Annotated in this window: 12 protein-coding genes; 8 read left to right on the forward strand and 4 right to left on the reverse strand. The window is 64.3% G+C overall.

Annotation, left to right across the window (positions count from 1 at the left end):
* The first annotated feature begins 99 nt into the window (after window positions 1–99).
* Together OH705_RS15240 and OH705_RS15245 are read left to right on the forward strand one after the other, a co-directional pair.
* Window positions 100–2,556 carry an EAL domain-containing protein gene (locus OH705_RS15240; protein WP_038705630.1) on the forward strand — a complete coding sequence of 819 codons (2,457 nt, stop codon included), beginning with the start codon at window positions 100–102 and terminating at the stop codon, window positions 2,554–2,556.
* Window positions 2,557–2,594: 38 nt separating this feature from the next.
* A complete protein-coding gene (locus tag OH705_RS15245; protein WP_263158642.1) occupies window positions 2,595–3,380 on the forward strand; it encodes a TenA family transcriptional regulator in 786 nt (261 codons plus the stop codon).
* Between the two features lie 79 nt (window positions 3,381–3,459).
* Here OH705_RS15245 and OH705_RS15250 read toward each other — a convergent pair whose 3' ends face one another.
* The 4 genes from OH705_RS15250 to OH705_RS15265 form a co-directional block, all read right to left on the reverse strand.
* Window positions 3,460–4,200, reverse strand: coding sequence for a YciK family oxidoreductase (locus OH705_RS15250; RefSeq protein ID WP_023630597.1), 741 nt, complete (start codon window positions 4,198–4,200; stop codon window positions 3,460–3,462).
* 115 nt (window positions 4,201–4,315) lie between these two features.
* Window positions 4,316–4,987, reverse strand: a complete 672-nt coding sequence (gene mupP, locus OH705_RS15255; RefSeq protein WP_023630596.1) for an N-acetylmuramic acid 6-phosphate phosphatase MupP — start codon at window positions 4,985–4,987, stop codon at window positions 4,316–4,318.
* Between the two features lie 2 nt (window positions 4,988–4,989).
* A complete protein-coding gene (gene ubiG, locus OH705_RS15260; RefSeq protein ID WP_023630595.1) occupies window positions 4,990–5,688 on the reverse strand; it encodes a bifunctional 2-polyprenyl-6-hydroxyphenol methylase/3-demethylubiquinol 3-O-methyltransferase UbiG in 699 nt (232 codons plus the stop codon).
* Window positions 5,689–5,752: 64 nt separating this feature from the next.
* Entirely contained in the window at window positions 5,753–7,078 is a 1,326-nt protein-coding gene (locus tag OH705_RS15265) for a TRZ/ATZ family hydrolase (RefSeq protein WP_038705631.1), read from the reverse strand.
* A 111-nt stretch (window positions 7,079–7,189) separates the two neighbouring features.
* Here OH705_RS15265 and mtnA point away from each other — a divergent pair, with 111 nt between their 5' ends.
* The 6 genes from mtnA (at window position 7,190) to cmk (ending at window position 16,633) form a co-directional block, all read left to right on the forward strand.
* On the forward strand, window positions 7,190–8,266 hold the full coding sequence (gene mtnA, locus OH705_RS15270; RefSeq protein ID WP_267302459.1) for an S-methyl-5-thioribose-1-phosphate isomerase: 1,077 nt from the start codon (window positions 7,190–7,192) through the stop codon (window positions 8,264–8,266).
* Between the two features lie 248 nt (window positions 8,267–8,514).
* On the forward strand, window positions 8,515–11,277 hold the full coding sequence (gyrA, locus tag OH705_RS15275; protein ID WP_267302460.1) for a DNA gyrase subunit A: 2,763 nt from the start codon (window positions 8,515–8,517) through the stop codon (window positions 11,275–11,277).
* A gap of 157 nt (window positions 11,278–11,434) precedes the next feature.
* Complete coding sequence (gene serC / locus OH705_RS15280; RefSeq protein WP_046857873.1) at window positions 11,435–12,520, forward strand: 3-phosphoserine/phosphohydroxythreonine transaminase; 1,086 nt, start codon at window positions 11,435–11,437, stop codon at window positions 12,518–12,520.
* Complete coding sequence (gene pheA, locus OH705_RS15285; protein ID WP_094010729.1) at window positions 12,520–13,614, forward strand: prephenate dehydratase; 1,095 nt, start codon at window positions 12,520–12,522, stop codon at window positions 13,612–13,614. Before serC ends, pheA begins: the two co-directional genes overlap by 1 nt.
* 95 nt (window positions 13,615–13,709) lie before the next feature.
* Window positions 13,710–15,950, forward strand: coding sequence for a bifunctional prephenate dehydrogenase/3-phosphoshikimate 1-carboxyvinyltransferase (locus OH705_RS15290; protein ID WP_267302461.1), 2,241 nt, complete (start codon window positions 13,710–13,712; stop codon window positions 15,948–15,950).
* Window positions 15,947–16,633: a (d)CMP kinase gene (gene cmk / locus OH705_RS15295; protein ID WP_267302462.1), complete on the forward strand. Its 687-nt coding sequence runs from the start codon at window positions 15,947–15,949 to the stop codon at window positions 16,631–16,633. Before OH705_RS15290 ends, cmk begins: the two co-directional genes overlap by 4 nt.
* Window positions 16,634–16,717: the final 84 nt, after the last annotated feature.

A 16,717-nucleotide genomic window follows, 5' to 3' on the forward strand; every position in this document is an offset into this window, starting at 1 on the left:
GCTTGGCGCTTGTAGCTTGTCGCTCCTTCATGGCAAATGGCCTACGCTGTGCTTGTCTAGGTCGATTCGTGCCTTATCTGCCGCCATGACAGGGATTACATGAAGGGAAATCGGACTCTCGAAGCGCCAAGGCTGCTGGGCATCATCTGGCCCTTCGTCGCCGTTGTGGTTTTCCAGGTACTGCTTGGCAGTCTGAGTCTTTATGCATTGTCCGCCGTGCGCGCCTATGTGGCGGGCGAGAGCCTGTGGTCCAAGGCGCAGAAGGACGCCATCTACTACCTCAACCTCTATGCCGATGATCGCGATCCGCTGACCTATGCCCGCTATCGCCGGGCCATCCTGGTGCCCCAGGGCGATCACAACCTGCGCCTGGCCCTGGATCGGCCCGAGCCGGACCTGGAGGCGGCGCGCCAGGGCGTGCTGCAAGGCGGCAATCACCCCGAGGATGTCGCCCGGATCATCTGGTTCTACCGCAACTTTCGCCATATCAGCTATATGGAAACCGCCATCGATTACTGGGACATCGGTGACGACTACCTGCGCCAGCTCGACGTGCTGGCCCAGCAGATGCGCGAGGGGTTTGCCGGCGGCAAGGCCGATGCCCATCAGGTAGCCAACTGGAAGGCGCGGATCGTGGCCATCAATGATGGCGTGACGCCCGCCGCCAAGGCATTCAGCGATGCCCTGGGTGAAGGTTCGCGGATGCTGCTCAAGGTGCTGATGCTCACCAACCTGGCCACCGCGCTGTTCCTTATCGCCATGGCCTGGCGGCGCTCGAGCAAGCTGCTGGCCCAGCGCCAGGCATTCGCCAGTGCGTTGCAGGAGGAGAAGGAGCGGGCGCAGATCACCCTGGAGTCGATCGGCGACGCGGTGATCACCGCCGATGTCGATGGTTGCATCAGCTACATGAACCCGGCTGCCGAACAGCTGACGCACTGGCAGGCGATGCAGGCCCAGGGGCTGCCGCTGGCGGCGCTGTTCAGCCTGCTCGACGAGAATGCCGAAGGCGACAGCCTGACGCTGGTCGAGCAGGTGCTCAGCGGCAGCCTCAAGGGCGGCGCCGAGCACGCCCGGCTGATCCAGCGCCTGGATGGTAGTACGGTGTCGGTCAACCTGGTGGGCTCGCCCATTCTTACAGAAGGGCAGGTCAGCGGCATCGTCGTGGTACTGCACGACATGACCCAGGAGCGCCAGTACATCGCCAACCTGTCCTGGCAGGCCACTCACGACGCGCTGACCGGTCTGGCCAACCGCCGCGAGTTCGAATACCGCCTGGAGCAGGCGCTCAATGCCCTGGCGCGCCAGGCCGGCCGGCATTCATTGATGTTCCTCGACCTCGATCAGTTCAAGCTGGTCAATGACACGTGTGGGCATGCCGCCGGCGACGAGTTACTGCGCCATATCTGCGCGGTGTTGCAGTCGGGCCTTCGCGAAGGTGACACCTTGGCGCGCCTGGGGGGGGACGAATTCGGCGTGCTGCTCGAGAACTGCCCGCCGGAGCAGGCCGAGCGCATTGCCGAGCAATTGCGCCAAGCCGTGCAGAGCCTGCATTTCGTGTGGAAGGGTAGGCCCTTCGTCACCACGGTCAGCATCGGCCTGGTGCATATCGCCCAGGTGCCCAGTACCTTGGAGGCATCGTTGCGCGCGGCGGACATGGCTTGCTACATGGCCAAGGAGAAAGGGCGCAATCGCGTCCAGGTCTATCACGCCGACGACAGCGAGCTGTCCATGCGCTTTGGTGAAATGGCCTGGATCCAGCGCCTGCACGTAGCGCTGGAGGAGAATCGCTTCTGCCTATACGCCCAGGAAATCGCTCCGCTGCACCCCCACGATGGGCTGGGGCATATCGAGATCCTCCTGCGCCTGCACGATGAAAGCGGGCGTACCATCCTGCCCGACAGCTTCATTCCCGCAGCCGAGCGCTATGGCCTGATGACCGCACTAGATCGTTGGGTGGTACGCAGCGTGTTCCAGGTGATTCGCCAATGCCTGGACGAGGGCCGGGAGGGGCCGTTGGCCATGTGCGCCATCAATCTCTCGGGCTCGAGCATTGGCGACGACAAATTCCTCGAGTACCTGCAGCGCCTGTTTGGCGAGTACGACATCCCGCCCCGGTTGATCTGTTTTGAAATTACTGAAACCAGCGCCATCGCCAATTTGGGTAGTGCAATCCGGTTCATCAATGAATTGAAAGGATTGGGCTGCAAATTCTCGCTGGACGACTTCTGCGCCGGAATGTCGTCATTCGCCTATTTGAAGCATTTACCTGTAGACTTCCTGAAGATCGACGGAAGTTTCGTCAAGGACATGCTTGATGACCCGATCAACCGGGCGATGGTCGAAGTGATCAATCACATTGGCCACGTCATGGGCAAGCGGACCATTGCCGAGTTCGTCGAAACGCCACTGATCGAGCAGGCTTTGCAGGAAATCGGCGTGGACTACGCCCAGGGGTATCTCATCGAACGTCCGCAGGTGTTCACCTGCGACAGCCTGCAGCGCCAACGGATTGCCGCGAGGCCCCTTCTGCACCGGGCGCCGGGGACCTTTCGCTGAACAACGCCCGGAAATCACAGGGAATCAAGGAGCTGACAGTGATCGACGCGTTCGTAAGGATCGGACCATTGATGGATCCGGCCAGTTATCCACAGTGGGCCCAACAACTGATCGACGATTGCCGCGAAAGCAAGCGTCGGGTGGTGGAGCATGAGTTCTACCAGCGCCTGCGCGATGGCCGGCTCAAGCAGTCGACCATCCGCCAGTACCTGATCGGTGGCTGGCCGGTGGTCGAGCAGTTCTCCCTCTACATGGCCCACAACCTCACCAAGACCCGTTACGCCCGGCACCCCGGGGAGGACATGGCGCGCCGCTGGCTGATGCGCAACATCCGCGTCGAGCTCAATCATGCCGACTACTGGGTGCACTGGTGCCAGGCCCATGGCATCCACTTGCATGAATTGCAGTCTCAGGAAGTGCCGCCCGAGCTCAATGGCTTGAACGACTGGTGTTGGCGGGTATGCGCCACCGAGTCGCTGGCCATCGCGATGGCGGCCACCAACTACGCCATCGAAGGTGCCACCGGCGAATGGTCGGCAGTGGTCTGCGCCGAAGATACCTACGCCCAGGGCTTCCCCGAAGACACCCGCAAGCGCGCCATGAAATGGTTGAAGATGCATGCGCAGTATGATGACGCGCACCCGTGGGAAGCGCTGGAAATCATCTGCACTCTGGCGGGCGAGAACCCGACCCTGGGGTTGCGCACCGAGCTGCGCCGGGCGATCTGCAAGAGCTACGACTGCATGTTCCTGTTCCTGGAGCGTTGCATGCAGCTCGAAGGGCGCCAGCAGGGGCGTTTGCGCCCGGCCTTGGCGGCGGGCTGAAATCATCGTTTGCTGGTTCTTTCGCCGCGGTTTGTCGATGCGGCGAAAGGGCCGCAAGGCGGCCCCGGCTACCTGAAGATTACTGCGCGTTCAGCGCCTGCCCGTTCACATCCTTGCTGTCCGGCCCCATCAGGTACAGGTACACCGGCATGATGTCCTCGGGCAGCGGGTTGTTCTGCGGGTTCTCGCTCGGATACGCCTGGGCGCGCATTGCCGTGCGGGTGGCGCCTGGGTTGATGCTGTTGGAGCGCACCGGCGCGACGCCTTCCAGCTCGTCCGCCAGGGTCTGCATCAATCCTTCGGTGGCGAATTTCGACACCCCGTAGGCGCCCCAGTACGCCCGGCCCTTGCGCCCGACGCTGCTGGAAGTGAACACCACCGAGGCGTCTTCAGACAGCTTGAGCAGCGGCAGCAAGGTGCTGGTCAGCATGAAGGTGGCGTTGACGTTGATATGCATCACGCGCATGAAATTGTCGCCCGACAGCTGTTCCAGCGGCGTGCGCGGGCCAATGATCGAGGCGTTGTTGAGCAGGCCGTCGAGGCGGCCGAACTGATCCTCGATCATCGCCGCCAGTTCGTCGTACTGGTGGGGCAGGGCGGTTTCCAGGTTGAACGGGATTACCACCGGTTGTGGGTGGCCCGCGGCTTCGATCTGGTCGTAGACCTCGTTCAGGTTGGCTTCGGTCTTGCCCAGCAGCAGCACCGTGGCGCCCAGGGCGGCATAGGCCTTGGCGGCAGCGGCGCCGATGCCGCGGCCGGCGCCGGTGACCAGGATGATTCGGCCCTTGAGCAGGTCGGGGCGGGCGGTGTAGTCGAACATAGGTCTGTCCTTGGATATGAGCTGCAAGCTGTAAGCGGCAAGCGACAAGAGAGAGCGGATCAGTGTTGGGGCTGCTCTTTCCTGAAGCTTGAAGCTTGACGCTTGCGACTTGAAATCAGCAGCCGCACAGCGCGCTGTCGATCACCTTGCGCAGCTCCAGCGGGTGGTCCACCACCACGTCGGCACCCCAGTTGTTGGGGTTGTCCTCTGGATGTATATAGCCATAGCGCACCGCCGCAGTGCGGGTGCCGGCATCACGGCCGGACTCGATATCACGCAGGTCGTCGCCGACGAACAGGACGCTGGCCGGATCCAGATCGAGCGTCTTGCATGCCAGGATCAGTGGCTCGGGGTCGGGCTTGCTGTTCTTCACATGATCCGGGCAGATCAGCAGCGCCGAACGCTCGGCCAGCCCGAGTCGCTGCATGATCGGCTCGGCGAAGCGCACCGGTTTATTGGTGACCACGCCCCACAGCAGGTTGCCTTTCTCGATGTCGGCCAGCAGCTCCGGCATGCCGTCGAACAGCTTGCTGTGCACCGCGCAGTCGCGCTGGTAGCGCTCGAGGAACTCCAGGCGCAGGGGCTCGAAGCCGTCGGTATCGGGGTCCATGGCGAAGGTTGCTGCGACCATGGCGCGGGCGCCGCCGGAGATCACCTCGCGGATACGCGCGTCGTCAATGGCCGGCAAGCCGCGATCGGCGAGCATCGCCTGGCAGATGGCAATGAAGTCCGGCGCCGTGTCCAGCAGGGTGCCGTCCATGTCGAAGAGTACTGCTCGCAGGCGCATGCTCATTCCTCGCGCAGGGTCTGGATCATGTAGTTGACGTCGACGTCGTTGCACAGCTTGTAGTGCTTGGTCAGCGGGTTGTAGGTCAGGCCGATGATGTCCTTGACCTCGAGGCCTGCGGCACGGCTCCAGGCGCCCAGCTCGGAAGGGCGGATGAACTTCTTGAAGTCGTGGGTGCCGCGCGGCAGCATCTTCAGCACGTATTCTGCGCCGATAATGGCCAGCAGGTAGGCCTTGGGGTTGCGGTTGATGGTCGAGAAGAACACTTGGCCGCCGGGCTTGACCATGCGGTAGCAGGCACGGATCACCGAGGAAGGGTCGGGCACATGCTCGAGCATTTCCAGGCAGGTGACCACGTCGAACTGGCCAGGCATCTCTTCGGCCAGGGCTTCGGCGGTGATCTGCCGGTACTCCACCGCAACGCCCGACTCCAGCTGGTGCAACTGGGCCACCGCCAGCGGTGCCTCGCCCATGTCGATGCCGGTGACGGTGGCGCCACGCTGGGCCATTGCCTCGCTGAGGATGCCGCCGCCGCAGCCGACGTCCAGCACCTTCTTGCCGGCCAGGCCGACACGCTCGTCAATCCAGTTGACCCGCAGCGGGTTGATGTCGTGCAGCGGCTTGAACTCGCTCTCGCGGTCCCACCAGCGGTGGGCCAGGGCTTCGAACTTGGCGATTTCGGCGTGGTCGACGTTGCTCATGGGAACAGTCCTCTGAATCTTCGATAAATAGTGTCGCGGGGCGGCAGCCGCAACTGCCGGCCATTCATTCGTTGCGCCCACCGATGCGGGCTCCCCAAGCGCGGGCGTTGGCGGCCAGCGCGGCTTCGTCCATTTGGCTCAGGCGGCGGTCCTCGACCAGTTGCTGTCCGGCGACCCAGACATCCTTCACGCAGTCGCGCCCGGTGGCGTAGATCAGTTGCGAGACCGGGTCGTGCACCGGTTGCTGCGCCAGCCCCGACAGGTCGAAGACGGTCAGGTCGGCGGCCTTGCCCACCTCGAGCGAGCCGGTGATCGCTTCCAGGGCTAGGGCACGGGCGCCATTGAGCGTGGCCATGCGCAGCGCCCTGTGTGCGTCCAGAGCGGTGGCCGAGCCAGCGACGGCCTTGGCCAGCAGCGCGGCGGTGCGGGTTTCACCGAGCAGGTCGAGGTCATTGTTGCTGGCGGCGCCATCGGTGCCGACGGCCACGTTCACCCCGGCCTGCCACAGGCGCTCCACCGGGCAGAAACCGCTGGCCAGCTTGAGGTTGGATTCGGGGCAGTGGACCACACTGGTGTTGCTTTCTACCAGCAGCGCCAGGTCTTCGTCGCTGATCTGGGTCATGTGCACCGCTTGCAGGTTCGGGCCCAGCAGGCCCAGGCGCGCAAGGCGCGCCAGTGGCCGCTCGCCGTTGTCCTTGAGCGCTTGCTCGACTTCGCTGGCGGTCTCGTGGATGTGCATGTGCAACGGTGCGTCCAGCTGATCGGCGATTACCCGGATCTTCTCCAGGTTCTCGTCGCTCACCGTGTAGGGGGCGTGCGGGCCCAGGGCAATGGTGATGCGCGGGTGGTGGCGCAGCTCGCCGAACAGTTCGATGGCCAGGTGCAGGGCCTCGTCCGGGGTGCGTGCGCCTGGGATGGGGAAATCCAGCAGCGGCACGGCGATCTGCGCGCGGATGCCGCTGCGGTGCACACGGTCGCAGGCCTCGCGTGGATAGAAATACATGTCGGCGAAGCAGGTGATGCCGCCCTTGAGCTGTTCGGCAATGGCCAGGTCGGTGCCGTCGGCCACGAAGGCCTCGGTCACCCAGCGACCCTCGGCGGGCCAGATGTGTTCCTGCAGCCAGGTCATCAGTGGCAGGTCGTCGGCCAAGCCGCGGAACAGGGTCATGGCAGCGTGGCCGTGGGCGTTGATCAGCCCGGGCGTCAGCAGGCAGTCGGGCAGCGTTCGCACTTCCCGCGCTTGTGGCGCCCGCTCGCGTGGGCCGAGCCAGGCGATCTGACCGTCGCGGATGCCCAGCGCATGGCCCTCCAGCACGACACCGGCCGGCTCGACGGGGACCAGCCAGTCCGGCACAAGCAGCAGGTCGAGGAGGGGAGTGGCGATGGGCATGCGCGATATATACCTGGATCGGTTCGGCTAAACGCGCAGTATACCCGAGCGTCCGCGACGCAGGCTCGCTATAATCGCCGGCTTTTGATGCCAGGGCGACGGGGAGAGGCGATGCGCGAGCAACTGATGGCGGCGGAGACGGTAACGGGCATCGAGTGGCGCGACGGCGTGCTGCACCTGCTCGACCAGCGCCTGCTGCCGCTTGAGCAGTGCTGGCTGGCCTGTACCGAGGCGGCCGAGGTGGCTGAGGCGATCAGCGACATGGCCGTGCGTGGCGCTCCGGCGATCGGCATCTGCGCCGCCTACGGCCTGGTGCTCGCGCTGCGCCATCGCCTGGCGGAAGGCGAGAGCTGGGAGGAGAGCCTCGAAGAAGACTTCATGATGCTCGGCGAGGCGCGACCTACTCCGGCCAACCTGTTCTGGGCGCTCAACCGCATGCGTGAGCGTCTGCAGCGCCTGCGCCCGGATGAGGACGTGCTGAAGGTGATGGAGGCCGAGGCGGTGGCGATTCACCAGAGTGATCGCGAGGCCAACCTGACCATGGCCCAGTTCGGTGTCGAGCAGATCCGCAGGCACCAGGGCAGCGAGCAGGCCCTGCTTACCCATGGCAACGCCGGGGCGTTGGCCACTGGAGGCTTCGGTACTGCCCTGGGGGTGATCCGCGCCGCCACCCTGGAGGGCATGGTCGAGCAGGTCTATGCCTGCGAGTCGCGGCCGTGGCTGCAGGGTTCGCGCCTGACCGCCTGGGAGCTGGCCGCCGACGGTGTGCCGGTGACTGTGGTCGCTGACGCGGCGGCGGGGCACCTGATGAAGATCAAGGGCATCACCTGGGTGGTGGTCGGCGCCGACTGCATTGCCGCCAATGGCGATGTGGCGGCGAAGATCGGCACCTACCAGATGGCGGTGGCGGCCATGCACCACGGGCTGCGCTTCATGGTGGTGGCGCCTAGCACCAGCATCGATCTGAACCTGCCCACCGGGGACGATATCCCGCTGGAGACGCGCGGCGAGGAAGAGCTGTTGGAGGTGTCCGGGATCCAGGTAACCGCTGATGTCGAAGCCTATAACCCGGTGGTCGATGTCACGCCGGCCGACCTGATCGACGTGATCGTCACCGAGAAGGGCGTGGTCGAGCGCCCGGATACCGCAAAAATTGCCCAGTTGATGTGCCGCAAACGCCTCCATTGAGGCGTTTTTCCATCCGTGCGGATGGTACTGTACGGCAACCTGCCATATCTCCCATGCGCGCAGCGTTTGTGATACCATCCGGCAGTTTCCAAGGCCGCTCTTTACCGCGGTCTTCATTGCGCAGATCCATGGCACAACTCATTGATTTGTCGTAAGTCGTCGCACCCCAATTGCGCTGCGGCGGCGAGCTTCGTTCGTCCTTCGAGGGATCAGGCGAAGTTTCACCAGAAAAAGGAATCAGGCTTCTCATGGGCGAACTGGCCAAAGAAATCCTCCCGGTCAATATCGAAGACGAACTGAGACAGTCTTACCTCGACTACGCGATGAGCGTTATTGTCGGGCGAGCGCTGCCCGATGCGCGTGACGGCTTGAAGCCCGTGCATCGCCGCGTTCTGTATGCGATGAGCGAACTGGGCAACGACTGGAACAAGCCGTACAAGAAATCCGCCCGTGTGGTCGGTGACGTGATCGGTAAGTACCACCCGCACGGCGACACCGCCGTGTACGACACCATCGTGCGCATGGCCCAGCCATTCTCGCTGCGCTATTTGCTGGTCGATGGCCAGGGCAACTTCGGTTCGGTGGACGGCGACAACGCCGCGGCCATGCGATACACCGAAGTGCGCATGTCCAAGCTGGCCCATGAGCTACTGGCCGACCTGCACAAAGAAACTGTCGACTGGGTGCCGAACTACGACGGTACCGAGCAGATCCCGGCGGTCATGCCGACCAGGATCCCCAACCTGCTGGTCAACGGTTCCAGCGGTATCGCCGTGGGCATGGCGACGAACATTCCGCCGCACAACCTCGGCGAAGTGATCGATGGCTGCCTGGCGCTGATCGACAACTCCGACATCACGGTCGATGAACTGATGCAGTTCATCCCGGGGCCGGACTTCCCGACAGCGGGCCTGATCAATGGTCGCCAGGGCATCATCGAGGCCTATCGCACCGGCCGTGGCCGCATCTATATGCGTGCCCGCTCCGAGATCGAGGACATCGACAAGGTCGGCGGCCGCCAGCAGATCGTGGTCACCGAGCTGCCGTACCAGCTGAACAAGGCGCGCCTGATCGAAAAGATCGCCGAGCTGGTCAAAGAGAAGAAGATCGAAGGCATCACCGAGCTGCGCGACGAGTCCGACAAGGACGGCATGCGTATCGTCATCGAGCTGCGCCGCGGCGAGGTGCCGGAGGTGGTGCTCAACAACCTCTACCAGCAGACCCAGCTGCAGAGCGTGTTCGGCATCAACATCGTTGCCCTGATCGACGGTCGCCCGCGCCTGCTGAACCTCAAGGACCTGCTCGAGGCGTTCGTTCGCCACCGTCGCGAGGTGGTCACCCGCCGCACCGTGTTCGAGCTGCGCAAGGCCCGCGAGCGTGGCCATATCCTTGAAGGCCAGGCGGTCGCGCTGTCCAACATCGACCCGGTCATTGCCCTGATCAAGGCCTCGCCGACGCCGTCCGAAGCCAAGGAAGCACTGATCAGCACGGCCTGGGAGTCCAGCGCGGTGCAGGTCATGGTCGAGCGTGCCGGTGCCGAGTCGTGCCGTCCGGAAGACCTGCCGGAGCAATACGGCCTGCGCGAAGGCAAGTACTACCTGTCGCCGGAACAGGCCCAGGCGATCCTGGAGCTGCGCCTGCACCGCCTGACCGGCCTGGAGCACGAGAAGCTGCTGGCCGAGTACCAGGAGATCCTCGAGCAGATCGGCGAGCTGATTCGCATCCTCAGCAGCGCCGAGCGCCTGATGGAAGTGATCCGCGAGGAGCTTGAAGCGATCCGCGCCGAGTACGGCGATGCCCGTCGCACCGAAATCCTCAATGCCAGCCACGACCTCAACTACGGTGACATGATCCCGGAAGAAGAGCGTGTGGTGACCATCTCCCACGGTGGCTACGCCAAGACCCAGCCATTGTCCGCGTACCAGGCCCAGCGCCGTGGTGGCAAGGGCAAGTCGGCCACAGGCGTCAAGGACGAGGACTACATCGAGCACCTGCTGGTCGCCAACAGCCATGCCACCCTGTTGCTGTTCTCCAGCAAGGGCAAGGTGTACTGGAAGAAGACCTACGAGATTCCCGAGGCCTCCCGCGCCGCCCGCGGCCGCCCACTGGTCAACCTGCTGCCGCTGGAGGAGGGTGAGCGCATCACCGCCATGCTGCAGATCGACCTGGAGGCGCTGCAGCAGCACGCAGATCCAGAGGAAGAACTGGAAGACAGCGACGACAGCGTGATCGAAGGCGAGCTGGTGGAGGCCGAGGAGATCGACGAGGAAGACGGCGACACCCCTGAGTGGATCGCCGAAGCGACCGGCGCCTACATCTTCATGGCCACTGCTTCCGGTACCGTCAAGAAGACTCCGCTGGTGCAGTTCGCCCGTCCGCGTTCCAACGGCCTGATTGCCCTGAAGCTCAAGGAAGGTGACACCCTGATCGCTGCCGCCATCACCGATGGCGCCAAGGAAGTCATGATGTTCTCCGACGCCGGCAAGGTGATCCGCTTCGCCGAGAGCGTGGTGCGCGAGATGGGCCGTACCGCCCGTGGCGTGCGCGGCATGAAGCTGGGCAAGGGGCAGCAGATCATTTCCATGCTGATTCCGGAGTCCGGCGCGCAGATCCTCACCGCTTCCGAGCGTGGTTTTGGCAAGCGCACCCCGCTGTCCAAGTTCCCGCGTCGCGGCCGTGGCGGCCAGGGCGTGATCGCCATGGGCACCAAGGGGCGCAACGGCCTGCTGATCGGCGCTATCCAGGTGCAGGAAGGCGAGGAAATCATGCTGATCTCCGACCAGGGCACGCTGGTGCGTACCCGGGTCGGCGAGGTGTCCAGCCTGGGCCGTAACACCCAGGGTGTCACGCTGATCAAGCTGGCCACCGACGAGACGCTGGTGGGGCTTGAGCGCGTCCAGGAACCCTCCGAGGAAGAGCTCGATGAACTGATCGAGACGGACGAGGAGGGCGCCCCGCTCGATGCGGTGGGCGACGACGATGCCGGCACCGAAGAGGCGCCTCAGGAATAATCGATGCAACAACCCGAGCGGGGCGACCAAGGTCGCCCCGTTTGACTGATGAAGGTGGGGCATTGGCGCTGCAAGGCAGCCCCGGTGCCGGCGACGCAGTCTTGACTGGTCGGCAGCGAATTACGATTTTGTTCTATTTGGCAGAGCGAGAGTGGATGTGAGCAAACGAGCCTTTAACTTCTGCGCAGGCCCTGCCGCGCTTCCTGATGCCGTGCTGCAGCGCGCCCAGGCCGAGATGCTGGACTGGCGCGGCAAGGGTCTGTCGGTGATGGAAATGAGCCATCGCAGCGACGACTATGTGGCTATCGCCGAAAAGGCCGAGCAGGACCTGCGCGACCTGCTGTCCGTCCCCTCCAACTACAAGGTGCTGTTCCTGCAGGGCGGCGCCAGCCAGCAGTTCGCCGAGATTCCACTGAACCTGCTGCCGGAAAATGGCACCGCCGACTACGTCGAGACCGGTATCTGGTCGAAGAAGGCCATCGAGGAAGCGCGCCGCTTCGGCACTATCAACGTTGCTGCCAGCGCCAAGCCCTACGACTACCTGGCCATCCCGGGCCAGAACGAGTGGCAGCTGACCCGCAACGCCGCCTACGTACACTATGCGTCCAACGAGACCATTGGTGGCCTGCAGTTCGACTGGGTGCCCGAAACCGGTGACGTCCCGCTGGTGGTCGACATGTCCTCGGACATCCTGTCGCGCCCGATCGACGTGTCGCAGTACGGCCTGATCTATGCCGGCGCGCAGAAGAACATCGGCCCGAGCGGCCTGGTGGTGGTGATCGTGCGCGAAGACCTGCTGGGTCGTGCCCGCAGCAGCTGCCCGACCATGCTCGACTACAAGGTGTCGGCCGACAACGGCTCGATGTACAACACTCCGGCCACCTATTCCTGGTACCTCTCGGGCCTGGTGTTCGAGTGGCTCAAGGAGCAGGGTGGCGTCGAGGCCATGGAGCAGCGCAACCGCGCCAAGAAAGAGCGCCTGTACGGCTTCATCGATGCCAGCGAGTTCTACACCAACCCGATCAGCGTCAACGCCCGTTCGTGGATGAACGTGCCGTTCCGCCTGGCCGATGAACGTCTGGACAAAGCCTTCCTGGCTGGCGCCGATGCCCGTGGCCTGCTCAACCTCAAGGGTCATCGTTCGGTCGGTGGCATGCGTGCCTCGATCTACAACGCCCTGGGCCTGGAGGCTGTCGAGGCGCTGGTGCAGTACATGGGTGAATTCGAGAAGGAGCACGGCTGATGTCCGATCAGGAGCTCAAGGCCCTGCGTGTGCGCATCGACAGCCTCGACGAGAAGATCCTCGAGCTGATCAGCGAGCGCGCCCGTTGCGCCCAGGAAGTGGCCAAGGTCAAGACCGCATCGTTGCCTGAAGGCGAGGCGCCGGTGTTCTACCGCCCCGAGCGCGAGGCCGCGGTGCTCAAGCGCGTCATGCAGCGTAACCAGGGGCCGTTGGACAACGAAGAGATGGCGCGGCTGTTCCGCGAGATCATGTCCTCCTGCCTGGCGCTCGAAGAGCCGCTGAAAGTGGCCTACCTCGGCCCTGAGGGGACCTTCACTCAAGCCGCAGCCATGAAGCACTTCGGCCATGCCGTGGTCAGCCGCCCGATGGCGGCCATCGACGAGGTGTTCCGCGAGGTGGCGGCCGGTGCGGTCAATTTCGGCGTGGTGCCGGTGGAGAACTCCACCGAGGGCGCCGTCAGCCATACGCTGGACAGCTTCCTCGAGCATGACATGGTGATCTGCGGCGAGGTCGAGCTGCGTATCCACCATCACCTGCTGGTGGGCGAGAACACCAAGACCGACAGCATCACCCGCATCTACTCCCATGCCCAGTCGCTGGCCCAGTGCCGCAAGTGGCTGGACGCCCATTACCCGAACGTCGAGCGCGTGGCTGTGTCGAGCAACGCCGAGGCGGCCAAGCGGGTCAAGGGCGAGTGGAACTCGGCGGCGATCGCCGGCGACATGGCGGCCAACTTGTATGGTCTGACCCGTCTGGCCGAAAAGATCGAGGACCGCCCGGACAACTCCACGCGCTTCCTGATGATCGGTAACCAGGAAGTACCGCCGACCGGCGACGACAAGACTTCGATCATCGTCTCCATGAGCAACAAGCCGGGTGCTCTGCACGAGCTGCTGGTGCCGTTCCACGAAAACGGCATCGACCTCACGCGCATCGAGACTCGTCCGTCGCGCAGCGGCAAGTGGACCTACGTGTTCTTCATCGACTTTGTCGGCCATCACCGTGATCCGCTGATCAAGGCGGTGCTCGAGCAGATCAGCCAGGAGGCTGTCGCGCTGAAGGTGCTGGGCTCTTATCCGAAAGCGGTACTCTGACGTAGGTTTCAAGGTTCATCGCGGGTCTCGTGGGAGCGGGCTTGTCCCGCGATGGGCTTACAGGCTGTCTTGATTTCTGAACAGGGTTTGCACTCGTGGTTGATGCTGTAACAAACAAATCCGCACCGGTTGTCGGTCGCCTGGTCGTGGTCGGCCTCGGTCTGATCGGAGGCTCCTTCGCCAAGGGCCTGCGCGAAAGTGGCCTGTGCCGCGAAGTGGTCGGCGTCGACCTCGACGCCGAGTCACGCAAACAAGCCGTGGCGCTTGGCGTGGTCGATCGCTGCGAGGCAGACCTTGCGGCCGCTTGTGTCGGTGCCGACGTCATCCAGTTGGCTGTGCCGATCCTGGCCATGGAGAAAGTCCTGGCTCGCCTGGCCCAGCTCGACCTGGGTAATGCGGTGATCACCGACGTGGGCAGTGCCAAGGGCAATGTGGTGCGTGCCGCGCGCGAGGCGTTTGCCGAGCGCCTGCCGCGATTCGTGCCGGGGCACCCGATCGCCGGGTCCGAGCAGAGTGGGGTGGAGGCCTCCAATGCGGCGTTGTTCCGTCGGCACAAGGTGATCCTCACTCCGCTGGCGGAAACCGAGCCGGGCGCGCTCGCCCTGGTTGATCGCCTCTGGCGAGCGCTGGATGCCGATGTCGAGCACATGTCGGTGGAGCGCCATGACGAAGTGCTGGCCGCCACCAGCCACCTGCCGCACCTGCTGGCCTTCGGCCTGGTCGACTCGCTGGCCAAGCGCAATGAAAACCTGGAGATCTTCCGGTACGCTGCGGGAGGCTTCCGCGATTTCACGAGAATCGCCGGCAGCGACCCAACCATGTGGCATGACATCTTCCTCGCCAACCGCGAGGCGGTCCTGCGCACTCTCGATACATTTCGCAGCGACCTCGACGCCCTGCGCGACGCGGTCGATGCTGGGGACGGGCACCAACTGCTGGGCGTGTTCACCCGCGCCCGGGTTGCCCGCGAGCATTTCAGTAAAATCCTTGCCCGTCGGGCCTATGTGGACGCTATGAACGCCAACGATCTGATTTTCCTGGCCCAACCGGGTGGCCGCGTGTCCGGACGGATCCGCGTACCTGGCGACAAATCGATTTCCCACCGCTCGATCATGCTCGGCTCGCTGGCCGAGGGTACGACCGAAGTCGAAGGTTTCCTCGAGGGTGAAGACGCCCTGGCGACCTTGCAGGCCTTCCGCGACATGGGCGTGGTCATCGAAGGGCCGCACCACGGTCGCGTGACCATTCACGGTGTTGGCCTGCATGGCCTCAAGCCGCCGCCCGGCCCGCTGTACGTGGGCAACTCCGGCACCTCGATGCGCCTGCTGTCCGGCCTGCTGGCAGCGCAGTCGTTCGACACCACCATGACCGGTGACGCCTCGCTGTCCAAGCGCCCGATGAACCGCGTGGCCAATCCGCTGCGTGAAATGGGTGCTGTGGTCGAGACCGGCCCTGAAGGTCGTCCGCCGTTGACCATCCGCGGTGGGCACAAGCTCAAGGCGCTGAACTACACGCTGCCGATGGCCAGTGCCCAGGTCAAGTCCTGCCTGCTGCTGGCCGGCCTGTACGCCGAAGGCACCACTACCGTCACCGAGCCTGCGCCGACCCGTGACCACACCGAGCGCATGCTGCGCGGCTTCGGCTACGCGGTCGAGTCGAACGGTCCGGTAGCCTCCCTGCAGTCCGGTGGCAAGCTCACTGCTACCCGCATCGAAGTGCCGGCGGACATTTCCTCCTCGGCGTTCTTCCTGGTGGCGGCGTCCATCGCCGAGGGTTCCGAGCTGGTCCTGGAACACGTCGGCATCAACCCGACCCGCACCGGCGTTATCGACATCCTGCGCCTGATGGGCGGCGACATCACCTTGGAAAACCAGCGTGAAGTCGGCGGCGAGCCGGTGGCCGACCTGCGCGTGCGTGGCGCCAGGCTCAAGGGTATCGACATCCCGCAAGAGCTTGTGCCGCTGGCGATCGACGAGTTCCCGGTGCTGTTCGTCGCTGCCGCCTGCGCCGAAGGGCGTACCGTGCTGCGTGGCGCCGAAGAGCTGCGGGTCAAGGAGTCGGACCGCATCCAGGTGATGGCTGACGGCCTGATCGCCCTGGGCGTGAAGTGTGAGCCGACCCCGGACGGCATCATCATCGATGGCGGCCAGATCGGCGGCGGCGAAGTGCACGGCCACGGCGACCATCGCATCGCCATGGCCTTCAGCATCGCCTCGCTGCGCGCCAGCGCGCCGATCGTGATCCATGACTGCGCCAACGTCGCCACGTCGTTCCCCAACTTCCTGGCACTGTGCAAGGAAGTCGGCATCCGCGTCGCCGAAGAGGGCAAGTCGTGAATTCGCAAGCACCGGTCATCACCATCGACGGGCCGAGCGGCTCGGGCAAGGGTACCGTGGCGGGCCTGCTGGCCCGCGAGCTGGGCTGGCGCCTGCTCGATTCCGGTGCCCTGTACCGCCTGCTGGCGTTCAACGCCACTAACCATGGCGTCGACCTGACCAACGAAGAGCTGCTCAAGGCGCTGGCCGCGCATCTGGACGTGCAGTTCGTCGCGGCGGAGCCGGGCAAGCTGCAGCAGATCATTCTTGAAGGTGAGGATGTCAGCAATGCCATCCGCACCGAGACAGTCGGTGCCGGGGCCTCGATGGTCGCCTCGCTGCCCGCGGTGCGCGAGGCGCTGCTGCAGCGCCAGCGTGCTTTCCGTGAAGCCCCCGGGCTGATTGCCGACGGTCGCGACATGGGCACCGTGGTATTCCCGGACGCGCCGTTGAAGGTGTTCCTTACCGCCAGTGCCGAGGAGCGTGCCCGTCGCCGTTACCTGCAGTTGAAGGGCAAGGGCGAAGATGTTAGTCTGTCGAGTCTGCTAGATGAGATCCGTGCGCGTGATGAGCGCGACACCCAGCGTGCAGTGGCCCCGCTCAAGCCGGCGGCCGATGCAATCCAGCTGGATTCCACGGAGTTGTCCATCGAGCAGGTGCTGCAACGCATCAGAAGCGAGCTCGCCCTGCGCGACCTGGCCTGATGGAGAGGAGGGCCGGCAGGGGCACCAGTCAACGTCCTGCCAGCGCTCCTTAACTTAACGAAACCCACATTGTCTGGAATGTGG

Source organism: Pseudomonas sp. BJa3, assembly GCF_026343815.1.
Taxonomy (GTDB): domain Bacteria; phylum Pseudomonadota; class Gammaproteobacteria; order Pseudomonadales; family Pseudomonadaceae; genus Aquipseudomonas; species Aquipseudomonas soli.